This window comes from Blastococcus sp. LR1, from assembly GCF_020166105.1.
In the GTDB taxonomy this organism is placed as follows: domain Bacteria; phylum Actinomycetota; class Actinomycetes; order Mycobacteriales; family Geodermatophilaceae; genus Blastococcus.
On record NZ_JAIUJY010000007.1, the window covers coordinates 156,033 to 175,703 of the forward strand.

General features: G+C 71.6%; 18 protein-coding genes. 13 read left to right on the forward strand and 5 right to left on the reverse strand.

Annotated features, from left to right (window positions below; translation table 11 throughout):
• Positions 1–54 precede the first annotated feature (54 nt).
• Together LBW97_RS19290 and LBW97_RS19295 are read right to left on the reverse strand one after the other, a co-directional pair.
• Positions 55–1,134, reverse strand: coding sequence for an inositol-3-phosphate synthase (locus LBW97_RS19290; RefSeq protein ID WP_224500991.1), 1,080 nt, complete (start codon positions 1,132–1,134; stop codon positions 55–57).
• Between the two features lie 93 nt (positions 1,135–1,227).
• On the reverse strand, positions 1,228–1,815 hold the full coding sequence (locus tag LBW97_RS19295; RefSeq protein WP_224500992.1) for a PadR family transcriptional regulator: 588 nt from the start codon (positions 1,813–1,815) through the stop codon (positions 1,228–1,230).
• A gap of 158 nt (positions 1,816–1,973) precedes the next feature.
• On the opposite strand from LBW97_RS19295, the gene LBW97_RS19300 reads away from it, so the two are divergent.
• The 3 genes from LBW97_RS19300 (at position 1,974) to LBW97_RS19310 (ending at position 6,710) form a co-directional block, all read left to right on the forward strand.
• A complete protein-coding gene (locus tag LBW97_RS19300) occupies positions 1,974–2,390 on the forward strand; it encodes a DUF5318 family protein (RefSeq protein WP_224500993.1) in 417 nt (138 codons plus the stop codon).
• Positions 2,391–2,669: 279 nt separating this feature from the next.
• The gene (locus tag LBW97_RS19305; RefSeq protein ID WP_224500994.1) at positions 2,670–5,132 is read left to right on the forward strand and encodes a transglycosylase domain-containing protein; all 2,463 of its coding nucleotides are present in this window, start codon (positions 2,670–2,672) and stop codon (positions 5,130–5,132) included.
• 21 nt (positions 5,133–5,153) lie between these two features.
• On the forward strand, positions 5,154–6,710 hold the full coding sequence (locus tag LBW97_RS19310; RefSeq protein ID WP_224500995.1) for a glycosyltransferase family 87 protein: 1,557 nt from the start codon (positions 5,154–5,156) through the stop codon (positions 6,708–6,710).
• 11 nt (positions 6,711–6,721) lie between these two features.
• Here the strand turns inward: LBW97_RS19310 and LBW97_RS19315 are convergent, their stop codons facing one another.
• Positions 6,722–7,534 (reverse strand): deoxyribonuclease IV, encoded by an 813-nt coding sequence (locus LBW97_RS19315; RefSeq protein WP_224500996.1) that lies wholly within the window; start codon positions 7,532–7,534, stop codon positions 6,722–6,724.
• 122 nt (positions 7,535–7,656) lie between these two features.
• On the opposite strand from LBW97_RS19315, the gene LBW97_RS19320 reads away from it, so the two are divergent.
• The 9 genes from LBW97_RS19320 to LBW97_RS19360 all read left to right on the forward strand — a co-directional run bounded on the left by LBW97_RS19320 (position 7,657) and on the right by LBW97_RS19360 (position 15,940).
• On the forward strand, positions 7,657–8,712 hold the full coding sequence (locus tag LBW97_RS19320) for a hypothetical protein (RefSeq protein ID WP_224500997.1): 1,056 nt from the start codon (positions 7,657–7,659) through the stop codon (positions 8,710–8,712).
• Positions 8,713–8,935: 223 nt separating this feature from the next.
• Entirely contained in the window at positions 8,936–9,223 is a 288-nt protein-coding gene (rpsF, locus tag LBW97_RS19325) for a 30S ribosomal protein S6 (protein ID WP_224500998.1), read from the forward strand.
• Positions 9,224–9,225: 2 nt separating this feature from the next.
• Positions 9,226–9,723, forward strand: a complete 498-nt coding sequence (locus LBW97_RS19330) for a single-stranded DNA-binding protein (protein ID WP_224500999.1) — start codon at positions 9,226–9,228, stop codon at positions 9,721–9,723.
• A gap of 27 nt (positions 9,724–9,750) precedes the next feature.
• Complete coding sequence (gene rpsR / locus LBW97_RS19335) at positions 9,751–9,987, forward strand: 30S ribosomal protein S18 (RefSeq protein ID WP_166526904.1); 237 nt, start codon at positions 9,751–9,753, stop codon at positions 9,985–9,987.
• 11 nt (positions 9,988–9,998) lie between these two features.
• Positions 9,999–10,445 carry a 50S ribosomal protein L9 gene (gene rplI, locus LBW97_RS19340; protein ID WP_224501000.1) on the forward strand — a complete coding sequence of 149 codons (447 nt, stop codon included), beginning with the start codon at positions 9,999–10,001 and terminating at the stop codon, positions 10,443–10,445.
• A gap of 547 nt (positions 10,446–10,992) precedes the next feature.
• Positions 10,993–12,363, forward strand: a complete 1,371-nt coding sequence (gene dnaB / locus LBW97_RS19345) for a replicative DNA helicase (protein WP_224501001.1) — start codon at positions 10,993–10,995, stop codon at positions 12,361–12,363.
• Between the two features lie 157 nt (positions 12,364–12,520).
• On the forward strand, positions 12,521–14,452 hold the full coding sequence (locus LBW97_RS19350) for an Ig-like domain-containing protein (RefSeq protein ID WP_224501002.1): 1,932 nt from the start codon (positions 12,521–12,523) through the stop codon (positions 14,450–14,452).
• Positions 14,453–14,491: 39 nt separating this feature from the next.
• Positions 14,492–15,478 (forward strand): DUF2804 domain-containing protein, encoded by a 987-nt coding sequence (locus LBW97_RS19355; RefSeq protein ID WP_224501003.1) that lies wholly within the window; start codon positions 14,492–14,494, stop codon positions 15,476–15,478.
• A gap of 42 nt (positions 15,479–15,520) precedes the next feature.
• Positions 15,521–15,940 carry a hypothetical protein gene (locus tag LBW97_RS19360; protein WP_224501004.1) on the forward strand — a complete coding sequence of 140 codons (420 nt, stop codon included), beginning with the start codon at positions 15,521–15,523 and terminating at the stop codon, positions 15,938–15,940.
• A 60-nt stretch (positions 15,941–16,000) separates the two neighbouring features.
• Here the strand turns inward: LBW97_RS19360 and LBW97_RS19365 are convergent, their stop codons facing one another.
• Both LBW97_RS19365 and LBW97_RS19370 read right to left on the reverse strand, forming a co-directional pair.
• The gene (locus LBW97_RS19365) at positions 16,001–17,206 is read right to left on the reverse strand and encodes an acyl-CoA desaturase (protein WP_224501005.1); all 1,206 of its coding nucleotides are present in this window, start codon (positions 17,204–17,206) and stop codon (positions 16,001–16,003) included.
• Positions 17,207–17,231: 25 nt separating this feature from the next.
• Positions 17,232–18,344, reverse strand: coding sequence for a ferredoxin reductase (locus tag LBW97_RS19370; protein WP_224501006.1), 1,113 nt, complete (start codon positions 18,342–18,344; stop codon positions 17,232–17,234).
• A gap of 95 nt (positions 18,345–18,439) precedes the next feature.
• On the opposite strand from LBW97_RS19370, the gene LBW97_RS19375 reads away from it, so the two are divergent.
• The gene (locus LBW97_RS19375; RefSeq protein WP_224501007.1) at positions 18,440–19,645 is read left to right on the forward strand and encodes a CdaR family transcriptional regulator; all 1,206 of its coding nucleotides are present in this window, start codon (positions 18,440–18,442) and stop codon (positions 19,643–19,645) included.
• Positions 19,646–19,671: the final 26 nt, after the last annotated feature.

The following is a 19,671-nucleotide window of genomic DNA, read 5'->3' on the forward strand; positions in this document are numbered from 1 at the left end:
CGGCCTTCAGGGTCCCGCGCCGAGCGTGCGAGGCGTGGGGGGGAGGCCGGTCCTTTAACGCTCGATGGTGCCGGCGATGAAGGCCTCGACGGCGTCGCGGGCCTCGCTGTCGTCGTACTGCACCGGCGGGCTCTTCATGAAGTACGACGACGCCGACAGGATCGGGCCGCCGATCCCGCGGTCCTTGGCGATCTTCGCGGCGCGGACGGCGTCGATGATGATGCCGGCCGAGTTCGGGGAGTCCCAGACCTCGAGCTTGTACTCGAGGCTCAGCGGGACGTCACCGAACGCGCGGCCCTCGAGGCGGACGTAGGCCCACTTGCGGTCCGAGAGCCACGGCACGTGGTCCGACGGGCCGATGTGCACGTTGTCCTTGCCCATGTCCCGGTCCACCTGGCTGGTGACGGCCTGGGTCTTGGAGATCTTCTTGGACTCCAGGCGCTCGCGCTCGAGCATGTTCTTGAAGTCCATGTTGCCACCGACGTTCAGCTGCATCGTGCGGTCGAGCTGCACGCCGCGGTCCTCGAACAGCTTGGCGAGCACACGGTGGGTGATGGTGGCGCCGACCTGGCTCTTGATGTCGTCACCGACGATCGGCACACCGGCGGCGGTGAACTTGTCCGCCCACTCCTTGGTGCCGGCGATGAAGACCGGCAGCGCGTTCACGAAGGCGACGCCGGCGTCGATCGCGGCCTGCGCGTAGAACTCGGCGGCCTGCTGCGATCCGACGGGGAGGTAGCAGACGAGGACGTCGGCGCCGGACTCGCGCAGGGCGGTGACCATGTCGGCCGGAGAATCGTCGGACTCCTCGATCGTCTCGCGGTAGTACTTGCCGAGACCGTCGAGCGTGGTGCCGCGCTGCACGGTCACGCCCAGCGGCGGGACGTCGCAGATCTTGATCGTGTTGTTCTCGCTGGCCACGATGGCCTCGGAGAGGTCACGCCCGACCTTCTTGGCATCCACGTCGAACGCGGCGACGAACTCGATGTCGGAGACGTGGTACTCGCCGAACCGGACGTGCATCAGCCCCGGCACGGACGCCGTCTCGTCGGCGTCCTTGTAGTACTCGACGCCCTGCACGAGCGAGGCGGCGCAGTTACCGACGCCGACGATGGCGACCTTGACTGACCCCATGACTCTCCTTCTCCCTGGACCGTTGGTCCGGTGTACGTGAACCGCGAGCGGTCCGGTGATGACTGACGGAGGGGCCTGGCCCCGCCGCCTGGTTCAGGTCGTGCCGGGGGGCTCGTGCGAACCGCCCTCGCCCTCCCGGCGTTCGGAATCGATCAGCTCCGACAGCCAGCGGACCTCCCGGTCCACCGAGTCCAGGCCGTGCCGCTGCAGCTCGAGGGTGTAGCGGTCGAGCCGCTCGCGGGTCCGGCTCAGCGAGGCTCGCAGCCCTTCCCGCTGCTGCTCGACCGTGCGCCGGCGGCCCTCGAGGATCCGCAGCCGCGCGTCCCGGGCCGTGTGCCGGAAGAAGGCCAGGCGGACCCCGAAGAGCCCGTCGTCGTCGTAGGCCTCCGGGCCGGTCTGGCCGACGAGCTCGTGGAAGCGTTCCTTGCCTTCCGCGGTGATCGTGTAGACCACCTTCCCGCGCCGTCCGGTGAGCGGCGGTGCGTCGGCCGGCAGCAGGGCACGCGGGGTGGGCTCATCGGTGGTGATGAGCCCGGCCGCCTGCATCCGCCGCAGCGCGGGGTACAGCGAGCCGTAGGAGATGCTGCGCAGCCCGCCGAGGACGGCCGCGAGCTGCTTGCGCAGCTCGTACCCGTGCATCGGGGACTGGTGCAGCAGACCGAGGATGGCGAACTCGAGCATCTCGCCCTCCCGTCGTCTCCGTGTCGATGTATCGCCACGATACATCGGCCCGTATGCGCCCGTCGTCGCGGGACGGTCGGGGCGCATGGTGCGCAGCGCGGCGTATGTCGCCGCATGGGAGACCCCATCCGCGACGCGCCGTGCGTACATTGGCGCCCGTGCCCGGACGTCGATCCGTCGTGGACTACTCGCTGCAGCGGCGAGCCGTCCTCGCCGACGTGCACGCAGGGCGCGCCGGTCTGTTCGAGGTCTGCGACGCCAGTCCGTACCTCTCCCGGGCCGCGAAGTACCACGGGCAGCAGACGGACGTGACCTGTCCGGTCTGCCGCCGGGACCGCGTGACACTGGTGAGCTACGTGTACGGCGACCGCCTCGGGCCGGTGGCAGGTCAGGCCAAGACGGAGGCCGAGCTCGCCCGCATGGACGCCGCCCAGGAGGAGTTCTCCGTGTACCGCGTCGAGGTGTGCCGCAGCTGCGGCTGGAACCACCTCGACTGCTCCTACGTCCTCGGTGCCGAGCCCGAGCCGGGGCGCCAGTCCCGGCGGGGGCGCCGCCGGGTGGCCACGGAGAAGTAGTCGGTCGGCCGGTCTCCGGCCCGCGCACGCGGGACGGGACCGGCGGCCTCGCGGGTCCGACCCGCTCCACAGCTGAAGACGCTCCACCGCGTCCGGGCAGGTGCCCGGCGCCCATGACAGTCAGGAAGGGGTGTGCTCGTGCCCAGTCACGACGAGACCTCGCCCGTCGCGCCGCGGTCCGGGTCGGTCCGCCGACCGTCGGCCACGCGTACCCGCAGCACCGGCGGAGGAGGCGGCGGCGCAGGCCGGCCGCCGGCCGGTGGCCGCGGGCGTCCGCCCGTGCCGCCCCGTGCCGGCACCACGGCCTCCCGCGGGGGCACGACCGCGTCCCGCGGCGGCACGACCGCCGCGCGCTCCGGGGCCGCGGGGTCGGGTCGTCCGCCGGCCCGCCCGGGGACGAAGGGCCCGGCCACGAAGGGCAAGGCCGCGCGCAGCAAGAAGCAGAAGCGCAAGCGCCGGCTGAAGATCGCCGCCGCGGTGATGGGCGGGATGCTCGCGCTGCTCTGCGTGTTCGTCGGCGTCGTCTACGCCAGCACCGAGGTGCCGAGCCCCGACTCGGTCTCCACCAAGCAGACGACGATCATGTACTACTCCGACGGCGTCACCGAGATGGCCCGGCTGGGCGACGAGAACCGCACGAACGTGCCGCTGGCCCAGATCTCCGAGCCGGCGCAGCGGGCGGTGCTCGCCGCGGAGAACCGCAGCTTCTACACCGATCCCGGCATCTCCTTCACCGGCATCGTGCGCGCCGCCTGGAACAACGTCAGCGGCGGCTCGACCCAGGGTGGCTCCACGATCACCCAGCAGTACGTCAAGAACGCGTTCCTGACGTCGGAGCAGACGTTCAGCCGCAAGTTCCAGGAGCTCTTCCTGGCGATCAAGCTGGACAACAACTTCTCGAAGGAGCAGATCCTCGAGAACTACCTCAACACCATCTACTACGGCCGCGGCGCCTACGGCATCGAGGCCGCGGCGAACACCTACTTCGGCGTGCCCGCGGCACAGCTCACCGCGCAGCAGGGCGCCGTGCTCGCCGTCCTGGTGCGCAGCCCGTCGGCCTACGACCCGGAGGTCAACCCGGAGGGCGCCCAGGACCGCTGGGGCCTGGTCCTCGACGCGATGGTCGAGGAGGGCTGGCTCACCGACGGCGAGCGCGAGGCCTCGGTCTACCCGCCGGTGCTGCCCAAGGGCGGTGCCACCCTTGGCATGCCGACGGGTCCCGAGGGCCACATCGTCAGTCAGGTCCGCAGCGAGCTCGAAGCGCTCGAGTACCCCGAGCAGCAGATCAACGCCGGCGGCCTGCGGATCACCACCACGATCAGCAAGCCGGCGCAGGACGCCGCCGCCGCCAGCGTCCAGGCGGTCATGGAGGGGGAGCCGGAAGGTCTGCGGGAGGCGCTGGTCGCCATCGATCCCCGCACCGGCGGCATCGTGGCCTACTACGGCGGCCAGGACGGCGTCGGCACCGACTACGCGCAAGCCCAGCGCCAGCCGGGCTCGTCGGTGAAGCCCTACGTGCTGGCCACGGCGCTGGACCAGGGCATCGGCATCCAGGCTCGTCGGGACGGCAGCAACAACCAGGAGTTCGAGGACCGCCCGGGCCTGCCGGTCGTCAACTCCGGCGGCGCCAGCTGCCCGGCCTGCACCCTGACCGAGGCCATGACCCGCTCGCTGAACACCACGTACTACGGCCTGGCCTACGAGGTCGGCCCGGAGAACGTGCGGGAGACCATCCGTGCGGCCACCGGGCTGCCGGACACGTGGCAGGGCGGCAACCTCAAGGGGGACCGGACCCTGGCCAGCGGGGAGAGCGGGACCACCGGCTCCTCGATCGGCATCGGCGAGTACGAGATGCGCCCGATCGACCAGGCCCAGGGCTTCGCGACCCTGGCCGCGGGCGGGATCTACCGGCCGGCGCACTTCATCGCCAAGGTCACCGACAGCGCCGGCACGGTGCTGGTGGACAACCCCGGTGAGCCCGGGGACCAGGTGCTGCAGAGCGACGTCGTCAACGACGTGACCGTGGCGACGAAGGGTGTGGCGGCCTACTCGAAGCGGTCGCTGGACGGCGGCCGCGAGGTGGCCAGCAAGACCGGTACGCAGGGCCAGGGCGAGAACAACTCCGATGCCTGGATGGTGGGCTACACGCCGTCGATCTCGGCCGCGGTGTGGATGGGCAACGACTCACCCAGCGACCCGATCGAGACCGTCGACGGGCGGATCATCTACGGCTCGGGGCTGCCCGGTGCCATCTGGCAGCGGTTCATGAACGCCGTGCTGTCCGGGACCCCCAAGGAGGACCTCCCGGACAAGGCGCTCATCCGCGGGGACAGCGGCGAGGGCGTGGCCGCACCCACGACCGAGGCCCCGGCCCCCCGGCCGACGCAGCCGGTGGTCGTGGACAGCGACGGGGACGGCGTCCCGGACAGCCAGGACTTCGCCCCGAACGACCGCACGGTGACCACGCGGCCGACGCAGCCGAGGGACAGCGACGGGGACGGCGTCCCGGACAGCCAGGACTACGCCCCGAACGACCCCTCGGTGACCACGCGGCCGGCCGACACCGGCAATCCGGGCGGGGGCACGGGAACGGGTGACGGCACGGGGGGTGGTGGCACGGGCGACGGCACGGGCGACGGCGGCACGGGCGACGGCACCGGCACGAACCCGGGCGGCGGTGGCGGGAGCGCCCCGGGCCAGCCGGCACCCGGCCAGCCGGTCCTGCCCCCCGGGAACCGCTGAGCCATCCCGCACACTGCTCGCATGAGCACCGCACCCACGGGCCCGTCCGCCACCGCGGACGGGCCCGTGGTCGTTCCACGTGGAACGCCGTCCCCCGACCGGGTGGTGCCGTCCTGGACCGATCCGGTCGTCCGCCAGGCCAGCGAGGCCGTGGGCGGGCCGTGGGGACGGTTCGCCGTCACGGGGCGGGCGCTGTTCTGGACGCCGCTGCGGATCTGCCTGCTGTTCGCCGTGCTGGCGCTCGCCGTCGCGTGGGTGAAGCAGGCGCCGTGCGCCGACGGGGACTGGACCGGGCAGGTCCAGTACACGCACTTCTGCTACTCCGACACCGTGCCGCTGTTCGGCCTGCACGGCCTCGACGACGGCGCGCTCCCCTACCTGGAGAGCGACGTCGAGTACCCGGTGCTGACGGGCGGCTTCATGGCCGCCGCCGCGGCGGTCTCGGGGACCTACGACCGGATGGCCGCCGTCTCGGCGGCGCTCCCGTCGGTGCCGCCGGTGCAGAGCTACTACGTGGTCACCTGCCTGCTGCTCACCGCCTGCGCCTTCCTCGTCGTCCGGGCGGTGCTGGCCCTGGCGGGGCGGCGACCCTGGGACGCGGCGATGATCGGGCTCTCGCCCCTGCTCGTCGTGCACGCCTTCACCAACTGGGACCTGTTCGCGGTGGCGCTCGCGACCCTCGGGATGTGGGCGTGGGCGCGGAACCGTCCCGTGCTGGCCGGGGTCCTGATCGGGCTCGGCGTGGCGGCGAAGCTCTACCCGGCCTTCCTCCTGGGCGCGCTCTTCCTGCTCTGCCTGCGGGCAGGGCTGCTCCGCGTGTGGCTGCGCACCGCGCTGGCGGCGGCCGGGGCCTGGGCGCTGGTCAACGTGCCCGTCGCGTGGCTGGCGACGGAGAACTGGGGACGCTTCTTCCGGCTCAACAGCGTCCGCCCCGCGGATCCGGACTCGCTGTGGAACCTGGCGCTGCACCTCACCGACGACGGGATCCTCGACGGCCCGCTGGCCGAGGGGCAGACGCCGGTCGTGCTCAACGCGCTGGTTGCGGTGGCGCTGCTCGCCGGGGTGGCGGCGGTCGGGTGGCTGACGCTCGCGGCGCCCGTCCGGCCCCGCGTGGCCCAGATCGCCTTCCTCCTCGTGGCGGTCTTCCTGCTCACCAACAAGGTCTGGAGCCCGCAGTACTCGCTGTGGCTGCTCCCCCTGGCCGTGCTGGCACGGCCGCGCTGGCGGTCGCTGCTGCTCTGGCAGGCGACCGAGGCGCTCCTGTGGGTTCCCCGGCTGCTCTGGTACCTGGGGCCGGACGCCCGCGGCGTGGACGTCGAGTGGTTCCTGCTCGCCGTGGTGCTCCGCGACGTCGCCGTCGTCGCGCTCATGGCGCTCGTGGTGCGGGACGTGCTGGACCCCGACCGCGACGTCGTCCGCACCAGCTGGCCGGGCGTGGACGACCCCGCCGGCGGTCCGCTCGAGCGGAGTGGCGACGTCGTCGTCCTCGCCGCCGGCCGCCTCCCGGAACGATCAGGTCTCCTGATCACCAGGCGTCCTGGCTCACGATCGACGGTGAGCCAGGACGACACCAGGTGAGCCAGGAGAGGTCAGCCCAGGACTGACCTCAAGGAGGCGATCTCCTCCGCGTGGCTCGCGGCGTCCCCGGGGGTCTCGAGCACCACCGGGCAGTCGGCGGCGCGGGCCACCTCGACGAGGAGCTCGGTCGGGATCTCGCCGGCGGCCAGGGGGGCGTGCCGGTCACGGCTGGACCCGGCGGCGTCCCGGCTGTTGTTGAGGTGGACCAGGTCGATCCGGCCGGTGATCGCCCGGACGTCGGCCACCGCGGTGGTGAGATCCCAGCCGGCGGCCCAGGCATGACAGGTGTCGAGCACGAAGCCGGCGCCGAACTCGCCCACGGCGTCCCAGAGCCGGGCCAGGGCGTCGAGGTCGCGCGCCATCGCGTTGCCGCCGCCCGCGGTGTTCTCGATCAGGACGGGGAGCGGAAAGCCACCCTCGTCCGCCTGCCGGGCGAAGGTCTTGCGCCAGTTGTCGACGCCTGCGGCGGGGTCGTCGGCGGCGAGGACGTGGCCGCCGTGCACCACCAGGCCCCGGGCGCCCACGGCGGCCGCGGCCTCCGCGTGCTTGCCCAGGAGCTTGCGACTCGGGATGCGGATGCGGTTGTTCGTCGTCGCCACGTTCAGCACGTAGGGCGCGTGCACCACGACGGCGAGCCCCGAGTCGCGCAGCTGCTCGGCGTCGGGCCGCGGTCCCGGTGCCGTCCAGCCCTGCGGATCGGCCAGGAAGATCTGGACGCCGTCGGCATCCATCTCGGCCGCTCGGGCGAGCGGACCGCCGGCGGCGAGCTCGTCACCGCCGGCCGGATCGGTGCCGACGTGTACGCCGATCGGGTGCGATCCCATGCGTGCTCCTCGAATCTCCGACTACTTGCAGGTTTACCCGTATCGCTTGCGTCACATCTTCGTTGAAGGGCGTGACGGGGGTTACTCGCCAGTAATGGTGTGACGACGTGGAGGAGCAGAAGATGGCAACGGGTCGCATCCGTCGTACAGCCCGGCGGGGTATCGCCGCGGCGGTCCTCGCGTGGATGGGTGTCGTCACCGCATCGGTCGCCGCAGCACCCGAGGCCCAGGCCGCGCCGGCCGCGACGGTGGAGATCCGGAACGTCACGCCGCCGCTGGCCAGCATCGACCCGGGCGGCACGGTCACCTTCGTGAACAAGATCCCCGCGGAGAACCGTGGCGGCATCTCGATCCCGCTCCCGCTCGGCAACATCTCGGTCGGGGCGACGGTGTACACCGACGTCGCCGTCTCCTTCTTCGGGGAGACGCGCAAGCTGCAGCCCGAGCAGAGCGCGGCCTGGAGGTTCGACGCCCCCGCCACGGCCGGCGCGATCACCTACACGTACCGCGTCGTCCCGCAGGCGTCCCTGCCGCTCGGCGTCAGCGTCCAGCAGGTCGTCGACCGGGTGCTGGGCTCCCTGCCGCCGCTGCCGGCGCCCGTTCCGTACGTCGTGCAGACGATCGCCCCCGTCCTGCCGAACCTGCCGGGTGTCAACCTGCCGCAGCTGCCCCAGGTGACGCTGCCGCAGGTGCCGGGGCTCACCGAGCCGAACCCGCCGGGCGCCCCCGTTCCCACGCCGCCGCCCGCGGGTGACCCGGCCCCGACGGAGCGTCCGGACGTCAACGGCCCCGGCGACCAGTACCAGTACCCGATGGGCGGCTCCGTGCCCATGTCGGCCGGCAGCCGGGGCGCCATCGCGGCGTTCGACCCCGCCCGGTTCTCCTTCCCGGGTGCGAGCGCGGATGCGGCCGGCCGCTTCGGCTCCGGTTCCGGTGCCGGGTCCGGGTCCGGCGGTGTCGCCGGCTCCTACGACGGTGCGTCGGTGCCGGTCTTCGGTCAGCTGGCCGGCCTGGACGGCGCGACGCTCGACGAGGAGAGCGCCGAGAGCGAGACGGTGAACGCCTCGTCGTCCGAGCCCGTGGCGCTGCCCGCCGCGGCCCTCGCCGCCGTGGTCGCGCTCGCCGCCGTCACCGCGGCCCTGGTCCGCACCCACCAGGCGTCCCGCGAGACGCGCTGACCAACCACTCACACCGGCCGTGGCCGTCGTCCCTCCGGGGGCGGCGGCCACGGCCGTTCCCGGGGCCCTCGGGACGGCGGGGGAGGACCACCCGCCCATCGCTGGTAGCCTGGACTCGCGCGTTCCGGCTCTCTCGTGAGGCCGCCGGGGCGCGCGACGCATGTACGACCCTCCTGCTGCAGATCCCCTGCAGCCGCTGAGACCAGAGGAGGTGGGGTTCTCCGTGCGCAATTACGAACTGATGGTCATCCTCGACCCCGATCTCGAGGAGCGCACCATCGCTCCCTCGCTCGACCGGTTCCTGACCGTCGTCACCAACTCCGGTGGCACCGTCAAGACCGAGATCTGGGGCCGCCGTCGGATGGCCTACGAGATCAACAAGCAGGCCGAGGGCATCTACGCCGTCATCGACATCCAGGCCGAGCCGGCCGCCGTGCAGGAGCTGGACCGCCAGCTGAACCTGAACGAGTCGGTGCTCCGCACGAAGCTGATGCGCCCCGAGGTCCACTGACCATGGCCGGCGAAACCGTCATCACCGTCATCGGCAACCTCACCGCCGATCCGGAGCTGCGCTTCACGCCGTCCGGCGCTGCCGTCGCCAACTTCACCGTGGCGTCCACGCCCCGGACCTTCGACCGTCAGTCGCAGGAGTGGAAGGACGGCGAAGCGCTGTTCCTCCGCTGCAACGTGTGGCGTCAGGCGGCCGAGAACGTGGCCGAGTCGCTCACCCGTGGCTCCCGCGTGATCGTCAGCGGCCGCCTCAAGCAGCGCTCCTTCGACACGAAGGAGGGCGAGAAGCGCACCGTCATCGAGCTCGAGGTCGACGAGATCGGCCCCTCGCTGCGCTACGCCACCGCGAAGGTCACCAAGGCCTCCCGCGGTGAGGGTGGCGGTGGCGGCGGCGGTTTCGGCGGCGGCGGTGGTGGCGGCGGCTTCGGTGGCGGCGGTGGCGGCGGTGCGAGCGACCCCTGGTCGACGCCGGCCGGCCCGTCCGACGAGCCTCCTTTCTGATCCCCCTCACTTTTTCTGGAGAACCAGGTGCCCAAGCCTCCTGTTCGCAAGCCCAAGAAGAAGGTCTGCCAGTTCTGCAAGGACAAGGCGACCTACGTCGACTACAAGGACACGACCCTGCTGCGGAAGTTCATCTCCGACCGCGGCAAGATCCGTGCCCGCCGCGTCAGCGGCAACTGCAGCCAGCACCAGCGTGACGTCGCCGTGGCCGTGAAGAACAGCCGCGAGATGGCGCTGCTGCCCTACACCTCCACGGCGCGCTGATCATGAGCACCATGAAGCTGATCCTCACGCAGGAGGTCACCGGTCTCGGTTCCTCCGGCGACTCCGTCGAGGTCAAGGGCGGCTACGGCCGCAACTACCTCCTGCCCCGCGGTCTGGCCATCCTGGCCACCCGCGGTGCCGAGAAGCAGGTCGAGTCCCTGCGCCGGGCGCGTGCCACCCGCGACGTGCGGTCCCTCGAGGAGGCGCAGGCCGTGGCCGGTCGCCTCACCGGTCTGACCGTCCGTGTGCCGGCTCGCGCCGGCGACGGCGGCCGCCTGTTCGGCCGGGTCACCACCGCCGACGTCGCCGCTGCGGTCACCGCTGCCGGCGGCCCGGAGCTGGACCGTCGCCGGATCGAGCTGCCCAGCAGCATCAAGACCACGGGCCAGCACACCGTCACCGTGCGGGTGCACCCCGAGGTCGTCTCTCAGCTGACCATCGAGGTCGTCGCCGGCTGATGCCGGTGAGCCGCTGAGTGGCTCTGTACCGCCCGCGAGGGGCGTCGGACAACCGTCCGGCGCCCCTCGCGGCATTCGTGGACCAGGTAGCTCCTGAGGCCGCTGCGCGCGGTGTCGCCACAGTGGCCCAGCGGTGGACGCGCGCCGTCCCGTCGGTGTCCGCGCGCCCGTGTGACTCGTGGTGCGCGTCGCGAAAAAAAGTTGGGGCCAATTTCCCGTCCACAGCAGTGGGACGGTGTTCGCGCAGGTCGGCGCGGTGTTCGGGGAACAGGTGCCCCGGCTGTCCCCCGCTTTCTCCACATGTCGACACGCCTCCGTCCACCGACTTGTCCACAAGTTGTGCAGATCGGCGTGCACACCGGTGGTGGACTGCGGCGGCTCGCCTTCCCTAACGTCCTCCGTGGCCGCCGGATCCCGGGACTGTCAGTCCCCTCCGGTAGGCAGTGACCGAACGTCTGTTCGGTCCGGCGCAGCCCGTCGAACTCGCGTACTTCCCCTGCGCGCAGTGGTGTCGCGGGCGCGCCCGCAAGGAGATGGAGGTACCCCCGTGGCGGTGGCCGACGAGTTCAGCCGACCGACTGCGACGGCGCCGGCGTACGACCGGCAGCCGCCCCAGGACGTCGCGGCGGAGCAGTCGGTGCTCGGCGGCATGCTGCTGAGCAAGGACGCGATCGCCGACGTCGTCGAGGTCCTGCACGGCGCCGACTTCTACCGGCCGGCCCACCAGGTGATCTTCGACTGCATCATCGACCTCTACGGCCGGGGCGAGCCCGCCGACGCCATCACCGTGGCCGCGGAGCTCAACCGCACCGACCAGCTGTCGAAGATGGGCGGCGCGGTCTACCTGCACACCCTCATCGCCTCGACGCCCACGGCGGCCAACGCCGGCTACTACGCCGCGATCGTGGCCGAGCAGGCCGTGCTGCGCCGGCTCGTTGAGGCGGGCACCCGCGTGGTCCAGCTGGGCTACGGCGCGGCCGGCGGCAAGGGCGACGTCGACGACATCGTCGACCGCGCCCAGCAGGAGATCTACGACGTCACCGAGAAGCGGATGAGCGAGGACTACTCGCGCCTCGAGGACGTCCTGCAGCCCACGATGGACGAGCTCGACGCGATCGCCTCCCGCGGTGGCACCGCACGCGGTGTGCCCACCGGCATCCGCGACCTGGACGAGCTGACCAACGGTCTGCAGGCCGGTCAGATGGTCGTCATCGCGGCGCGACCCGGTGTCGGCAAGAGCACGCTGGGGCTGGACATCGCCCGGTCGGCGACGGTCAAGCACGGGATGCCGGCCTGCATCTTCTCGCTCGAGATGAGCAAGCACGAGATCACCATGCGTCTGCTCTCGGCCGAGGCGAAGGTGCCGCTGCACCACATGCGCGCCGGCACGCTGTCCGACGAGGACTGGGCGAAGCTCGCCCGCCGCATGGGCGAGGTGGCCGATGCGCCGCTGTACATCGACGACTCCCCGAACATGACGATGATGGAGATCCGGGCCAAGGCGCGGCGGCTCAAGCAGCGCAACGACCTCAAGCTGATCGTCATCGACTACCTCCAGCTGATGACCTCCGGCAAGAAGGTCGAGAGCCGCCAGCAGGAGGTCTCGGAGTTCTCCCGTGCGCTGAAGCTGCTGGCCAAGGAGCTCGAGCTCCCGGTCATCGCGATGTCGCAGCTGAACCGTGGCTCGGAGCAGCGTCAGGACAAGAAGCCGATGCTCTCCGACCTCCGTGAGTCCGGCTCGATCGAGCAGGACGCCGACATGGTCATGATGATCCACCGCGAGGACATGTACGAGAAGGAGTCCCCGCGGGCCGGCGAGGCCGACATCATGCTGGTCAAGCACCGCAACGGCCCCACGGCCAACGTCACCGTCGCCTTCCAGGGGCACTACAGCCGCTTCGTGGACATGGCCAACTAGCCCTCCGATCCGCACCGACCGCCCGCCTCTCGCCTCGCGAGCGGCGGGCGGACGCGTTTCACGGGAAACAGTCATCAAGATCGATTCGACGACCGATCGGTTGTGCCCCACGTCACTCTCGGCTAGGAACAGGGTCCCCTCAGTATTTGGAGCCCCCGTGTCCTACCGCTCATGGCGCCGGACGACCGCGTCGGTCGTCGGCACCCTGGCCGTGACGTTCGCCGTCACGGCCACCGCAACACCCGCCCTGGCGACCCCGCCGAGGGCCAACCCCGTGTCCGTCTTTCCCTCCGACACCCTCACCGTCGCCGACAAGGGCCAGCTCACCGGCCGCCGGGTGAACCTGCCGGCCGGCAACTGCGGCGCCGAGGTCACCTGCGGTCTCGTGCAGCGGCTCAACCAGCTCGACGGTTTCGACCTGGACCCTCGCCTGGCAATCCGGTTCAACAGCGCCGTCGACCCCGTGGCCGCGGCTCGGCTGGTCACCGTGCGGCCTGCGTCCGGCGGAGCGAGCATCGGCGTGGACCGCGTCGTCTGGGACCCGGCTGGCAAGACGCTCTACGCGCACCCGGCGAAGCAGCTGGCTCCTGGCACCCGGTACACCATCCGGGTCGCGGAGAGCGCGACCACGAAGGGCCGCCAGGACACCTTCACGACGATGAGCGCGACCGACGGTCTCCTGGACCTGACCCGGCAGATCCAGTCCGGCAGCAAGGCGCTGAAGGCGGTCGGCGTCACCCCGGGCCTGCGCGTCGAGGGGGTCTTCCCGGCCGCGGGGACCACCGTCGGCTTCTCGGCCGACCTGGATTCCGCGCCCGGACTGCAGCCCGCCCCCGAGCCGGCGCCGGCGGTGACGCCGGTCGTGCAGCCGGTGGCCAACGGCACTCTCGTCTTCGGTTCCTACCTCGCTCCGAACTGGCTCGGACCCGACGTCACGATCCGGCAGACGCCGACGCGCGATCTCGGTCCGGCGCCGGTCAGCGCCGCCCGCCTTCCGTTCGTCGCCGTTCTCCCGGCGGGCACGGCCCCGGCCGGTGGCTGGCCGGTCGCGGTCTCCGGCCACGGCTTCACCCGGTCGACGGCGGACGTCTTCCTGGCCGCCGCCACCAACGCGCCGAGCGGCATCGCCACGATCGGCACGAACGTCGTGGGCCACGGTGCCGGCCCGGCCAGTGAATGGGTCATCGACAGCGGCGGCAAGCAGACCCGGCTGCCCTCCTACGGTCGCGGTGTCGACCAGGACGACCCGGGGACGGCGATCGGCAGCACCGAGGGCTCGTCGGCCACCGGTGGCGCCGCAGCGCTCTCGTCGCGGGACGCCCTGCGGCAGACGTCACTGGACATCTCCACGCTGATCCGGACCCTCGGCGGCACCGACGTCGACAAGGACCGGGCGGCCGACCTCTCCGGCGCGAACGTCACGTACTTCGGTCAGAGCTTCGGCGGCATCTACGGCACCATGCTCACCGGTGCCGACAAGGCCGTCACCCGCTCGGCGCTGAACGTGCCCGGCGGTCCGGTCACCGAGATCGCGCGGACGTCGCCGTCCTTCCGGCTGCTGACCACCCAGGCGCTGCAGGCGGCGGGGCTGCTCAACAGCACCGATCCGACGAGGAACTTCTTCCAGGAGCAGATGCCGCTCCGCGGCGAGAGGCCGGTGACCGCGACGGTTCCGGGGGCTCTGGCCATCCAGGACTACCTGGCGAAGTCCACCTGGCTGACCCGTCCGGGCAGCCCCGAGACCTTCTCGCCGGTGATCGAGCCGAAGCGGGTCCTCGTCCAGGTCGCCTTCGGTGACGAGACCGTCCCCAACCCGACGTCGTACACGCTCGTCGACGCCGGGAACCTGTGGTCCCGCACGAGCCTGTTCCGCAACGACAAGGCGATGCCCGAGCTGCCGAACCCGCACGGGTTCCTGCTGAACCTGCTGCACCCCGCGGGACGGCAGGGGCAGGCGCAGATCGCGGCCTTCCTCAAGGGCGGGCAGGTCATCGACCCGGACGGCGCCGAGGCGGTCTGGGAGGTGCCGGTGGCCGACCCCACCGTGCTGCTGGGGCTGAACTTCGCGCAGCCCGCCCTGCGCCCGTAGCCCGACGGGTGCGCACGGCGGGACCGATACGGTCCCGCCGTGCGCACTCCCGAACGCGAGATCACCGCGCCCGTCGACCTGTGCCGGCCCGACGGCGGCGTGAATCCCGACGCGGTGGGCTGGACCCGCCGCCCGCTGCACCGGGCGAACCTGCGCGGCTGGGGCCGCACCAAGCGCTGGGAGTACTGGGGAATCGTCTCCCCCACCCACGTCATCGGGCTGACGCTCTCCTCGCTGGACTACGCCGGGGTGCACGGCGTCTACGTGCTGGACCGCCGCAGCGGCCGCGAGAGCGTCCAGGACGCCGTCGTGCCCCTCGCCCGAGGTGTGGCCCTCCCCGACCGGAGCGGCGTCGGCACGGCCGCGGCAGGCACCCGATCGACGAGCCTCGAGTTCGCGACGGTGGACGCCGGCACCCGCCTGCGGGTCACCGCGCCGGGGATCTCCCTCGACGTCGTGGCGCACCGGCCGGCGGGTCAGGAGTCCCTGGGCGTGGTCGTGCCGTGGAGCGATCGGCTCTTCCAGTACACCGTCAAGGACCTCGCCCGGCCGGTGGAGGGCGTGCTCGCCCTCGACGGCGACGAGGTGCGGCTGGAGCCGACGACGTCGTTCGCGGTCCTGGACCACGGCCGTGGCCGGTGGCCGTACTCGATGACCTGGAACTGGGCGGCCGGCAGCGGCGCGGGCGGCCGGGGCATCCAGCTGGGCGGGAAGTGGACCGAGGGCACCGGGATGACGGAGAACGCGGTGCTGGTCGACGGCCGCATGCACAAGATCGGCGAGGAGCTGCGCTGGGAGTACGACCGCGGCGACTGGCTGCGGCCCTGGCGGATCTCCGGTGCGACAGCTGAGGTGACCTTCGTGCCCTTCCACGAGCGGGTCGCCCGGACGAGCCTCGGCGTCGTCGCCTCGGAGACCCACCAGTGCTTCGGGGAGTTCAGCGGCTGGGCCACCACCGACGACGGCGATCGGGTGGACCTGGCCGGGCTGGTGGGCTGGGCGGAGGAGGCCCGCAACCGCTGGTGAGGGGCGGCCGGACTGTCGTACCCCGGTGCGACGGTTGCCGGCATGAAGCTGCTGACGGCGACGCAGGAACGACAGGGCGAGCAGGAGGGTGACTTCTGCTACGCCATCGAGGGAGAACTGGTCCTGCTGGGCTTCGTCTGCGCGACCGACGAGGACGATCCGGACGGCGGCTGCGGCTGCGGTCGGGCCTTCACCGGGATGAGCTCCATGCGGGCCACCACGACTGCCCTCGTCCGCGACCTGGACGTCTCCCTGGACGACGTGCGGTTGGCCGTCACGGACTACTACGTCTCGGCGGGCATGGGGCCCGACGTGATCGGCGGTGCGGAGTTCGAGGACGTGGTGTCGGCAACCCTGGAGGACCTGGCGCAGATCACCCACGTGCCGGTGGGCGCCGTCGTCGGCCGGCGGCTGGACAACCTGACCTGGCGGTCGGAACCCAGCGAGGTGGTCGAGCAGTGAACGCGAGAGGCCCAGAACCAGGACGGTTCTGGGCCTCTCGCGTTCAGCGGTCGCGGGGAATCAGGCGGCGGCGGCCGACTGTCGCATCAGCTGGCGACGGACCTGCTTGCCACCGAAGGTCATCTTGGCCAGCTTCACGAGCTGCGCCGGGGCGTTTTTCGGCGTCGTCTCGGCCAGCCAGCCGTTCGGCAGCGAGAGCCGGATGACCTTGTGCCACGCGCTCCCGACCTGCTTGTACAGCGGGGCGGAGTGGTAGGTCAGGTTGTAGCGGTCGAAGATGTCCTTCACCCGCGGGGCGATCTCGGCGTAGCGGTTGCTCGGCAGGTCGGGGAACAGGTGGTGCTCCACCTGGTGCGACAGGTTGCCGGTCATGATGTGCATGGCCTTGCTGCCGGAGATGTTGGCCGAGCCGAGCATCTGGCGCACGTACCACTCGCCGCGGGTCTCGCCGTCGATCGAGGTCTTCTCGAAGGTCTCGACGCCCTCGGGGAAGTGCCCGCACATGATCACCGAGTGCGACCACAGGTTACGCACCACGTTGGCGGTGAAGTTGGCGACCAGCGTCGGCACGAACGAGGGGCCCGACAGCACCGGGTGGGCGATGTAGTCCTTGGCCGCCTGGTTGCGGATCTTCTTCAGCACGTTCTTGGCATCGGCCCGGAACTTCGGGTTGCTGCGGCGCTTCTTGGTGGCCAGGTTCTTGCCCAGCTCCAGGTCGTAGGCGGCGATGCCGTACTCGAAGAAGCAGGCGTTGATGAAGTTCCAGAGCGGCTGCGCGAGGTACATCGGCATCCACTTCTGGTCCTCGTCGACGCGCATGATGCCGTAGCCGAGGTCGTTGTCCTTGCCGATCACGTTCGTGTACGTGTGGTGCAGCTCGTTGTGCGAGTGCTTCCACTGCTCGGACGGGCTGGCCATGTCCCACTCCCACGTCGTGGAGTGGATCTTCGGGTCGCGCATCCAGTCCCACTGGCCGTGCAGGATGTTGTGCCCGATCTCCATGTTCTCGAGGATCTTGGCGACCGAGAGACCCACGGTGCCAACGACGAAGGCCGGCGGGAAGATCGAGCCCAGCAGGACGGCGCGGCTGCCCAGCTCGAGCTTGCGCTGCACGTCGATGACCTTGCGGATGTACTTCGCGTCGTCCTCGCCGAGGCTGTCGCGGATCTCCTGGCGGATGGTGTCGAGCTCCTTGCCGATGAGCTCGATGTCCTCGGCGGAGAGGTGGGCGATCGGGTTCTCGGGCTTCTTCTGGATGACGGTCACGGTGCGACTCCTCGGGCTCGGACGGTCAGTGGTCGATGGAGCAGGCGCCGGCGGGCGCGCTGATGCAGGTCTGGACGAGGACGCCGTCGCCGACGTCGTCCGCGGAGGTGATCTCGCCGTTGCGGAGGTCGCGCACGGCGCCCTCGCGCAGGGGCAGGACGCAGCCGTAGCAGATGCCCATGCGGCAACCGCTCGGCATGAGGACGCCCGCCTCTTCCGCGGCGTCGAGGATCGGGGTGGTGCCCTCGACCTCGACGGTCGTGCCGTTCTTCTCGAATGTCACGGTCCCGCCCTCACCGGCACCGGCGAGGACGCGGGGACGGAAGCGCTCGGTGTAGAGCCGGTCGGCGACGCCGGCGGACTCCCAGTGCTCCTCGAGCGCCTCGAGCATGCCGATCGGGCCGCAGGCCCAGGTGGCGCGCTCGTGGAAGTCGGGGACCAGCTCGGCGATCGAGCGGGCGTCGAGCATCCCGGCGGTGTCGGTGTGCTGCTCGATCAGGTGGATGCCGCCCTCGGCGGCCATCTGCCGCAGCTCCTCACCGAAGACGACGTCGTCGGCGGTCGGCGCGGAGTGCACGAGCACGGTGTCTGTGAGCTGGTGCGCGTGGTTGCGCAGGATGCCCATGACGGGGGTAATACCCGAACCCGCGGTCACGAACAGCGACTTGGCGGGTGCCTCCTCGGGGAGCGTGAACTCCCCGGTGGCCTGGTCCAGCTGGATGATCGTGCCGGGCTGCACCCGGTGCACCAGGTGGTTGCTGACCTTGCCGTCGGGGATCGCCTTCACGGTGATGGTGAAGCAGCCGTCGGCGCGGTCGAGCACCGAGGTGATCGAGTAGGCGCGCCACTGGCGGACGCCGTCGATGTCGATGCCGATGCGGACGTACTGGCCGGGACGGTGCGGCAGCCAGTCGCGGCCGGGCCGGATCATGATCGAGGCGGCGTCCCGGGTCTCCTTCTGCACTGCCTCGATCCGGCCGCGCAGGGCGGCTCCGGAACGGAGCGGGTCGAACAGGTCGAGGTAGTCGACCGGCAGCAGGGGGGTGGTGACCAGCTCGGCGAGCTTCAGCACGCGGTCGCGCAGCGCGGTCCGCGCCGGTGTGCGTGCCGCACCTGGGCGCGGAGTCGTCGCTGTCATGCATATAGCTTTCCCAGTCTCGCGACCAAATACCTGTGCCCTTGACGTGAATCGAGGGGTAGGTTCTGTTCTCTGCGAACAAAAGGCGGACAGCGATGCGGGCACACGAGTTTCCCGAGGCGGTGGCCGAGGCCATGCGCGGAGAGCTGCCGGGCGTCGCCGAGCGGGCCGTCGACGCGATCATCGTCGCGGTCCCCGGCTACGCCGACGCGTTCCAGGGGCCGATGGGTCGCAAGATCTCCAACGCCGTCGAGCTGACGCTGCGCGGTTTCCTGCAGCTCGCCGCCGCCGGAGGGACCGCCGACGCCGGCACCCCGGGCGGCCCGGTCGTCGAGGCGGCGTACGCCCTGGGCCGTGGGGAGGCGCGCAGCGGGCGCTCGATGGACGCGCTGCTGGCCGCCTACCGGGTGGGTGCCCGCGTCGCCTGGCGCGACATGAGCGCCACCGCCGTCGCGGCGGGGCTCGGCCCGGAGTCCACGGCCCGGTTCGCCGAGCTGGTCTTCGCCTACATCGACCGGCTCTCCGCGGCGAGCGTGGCCGGGCATGCCGACGAGCTGGCCTCCAGCGGCCGGGCGCGGGAACGGATGCTCGAGCGGCTGGCGCACGGGCTCCTGGTGGGCAGCCCGCAGACCGAGCTCGTCGAGGCCGCCCAGCGCGCCGAGTGGACGCCGCCGCGCACGCTCACCGTCGTCGTCCTCCCCGCGGCCCGGACGCAGGGCGCGCTGGTCTCGCTGGACCCGCGCACGCTGCGGTCCACCGAGGAGCTGTCCGACGTCGAGGGCGCCGACGAGCTGACCGTCCTGCTGGTGCCCGACGCCGACGGCCCCGCCCGGCCGGCGCTGCTGCGCTCCCTGGAGGGACGGGAGGCCGCGGTGGGTCCGGCCCGGCCCTGGTCGGAGGTGCACACCTCCTACGCGCGGGTGCTGCGGGCGCTGCGGCTGGGGATGACGCCCGGGGAGCGGGCGCCGCTGGACACCGACTGCTGCCTGGCCGAGCTGGTGGTGCGGGCCGACGCCGACGCGCTGGCCGACCTGCGCGCCCGTGTGCTGGCGCCGCTGGGCGAGCTGGCCGACACCGCGCGGGAGAAGCTCACCGAGACGCTGCGGTCGTGGTTGCTGCACCACGGCCGGCGCGACCAGGTCGCCGCCGACCTCTTCGTCCACCCGCAGACGGTGCGGTACCGCATGACCCAGCTGCGGGAGCTGTACGGGGAGCGGCTGGAGGATCCGGCCGCCGTCCTGGAGCTGACCATCGCGCTGGGAGTGCCCGACCGGACGCCGGCGGCACCGGAGGGGGAGTGACCGGACCAGCCGGCTGCGTCAGGGTG

Coding starts and splice junctions, on each gene's coding strand:
- LBW97_RS19310 (WP_224500995.1), top strand. CDS start 5,154: ATGAGCACCGCACCCACGGGCCCGTCCGCCACCGCGGACGGGCCCGTG.
- LBW97_RS19290 (WP_224500991.1), bottom strand. CDS start 1,134: ATGGGGTCAGTCAAGGTCGCCATCGTCGGCGTCGGTAACTGCGCCGCC.
- rplI (WP_224501000.1), top strand. CDS start 9,999: ATGAAGCTGATCCTCACGCAGGAGGTCACCGGTCTCGGTTCCTCCGGC.
- LBW97_RS19375 (WP_224501007.1), top strand. CDS start 18,440: ATGCGGGCACACGAGTTTCCCGAGGCGGTGGCCGAGGCCATGCGCGGA.
- LBW97_RS19370 (WP_224501006.1), bottom strand. CDS start 18,344: ATGACAGCGACGACTCCGCGCCCAGGTGCGGCACGCACACCGGCGCGG.
- LBW97_RS19360 (WP_224501004.1), top strand. CDS start 15,521: ATGAAGCTGCTGACGGCGACGCAGGAACGACAGGGCGAGCAGGAGGGT.
- LBW97_RS19330 (WP_224500999.1), top strand. CDS start 9,226: ATGGCCGGCGAAACCGTCATCACCGTCATCGGCAACCTCACCGCCGAT.
- LBW97_RS19320 (WP_224500997.1), top strand. CDS start 7,657: ATGGCAACGGGTCGCATCCGTCGTACAGCCCGGCGGGGTATCGCCGCG.
- LBW97_RS19295 (WP_224500992.1), bottom strand. CDS start 1,815: ATGCTCGAGTTCGCCATCCTCGGTCTGCTGCACCAGTCCCCGATGCAC.
- LBW97_RS19315 (WP_224500996.1), bottom strand. CDS start 7,534: ATGGGATCGCACCCGATCGGCGTACACGTCGGCACCGATCCGGCCGGC.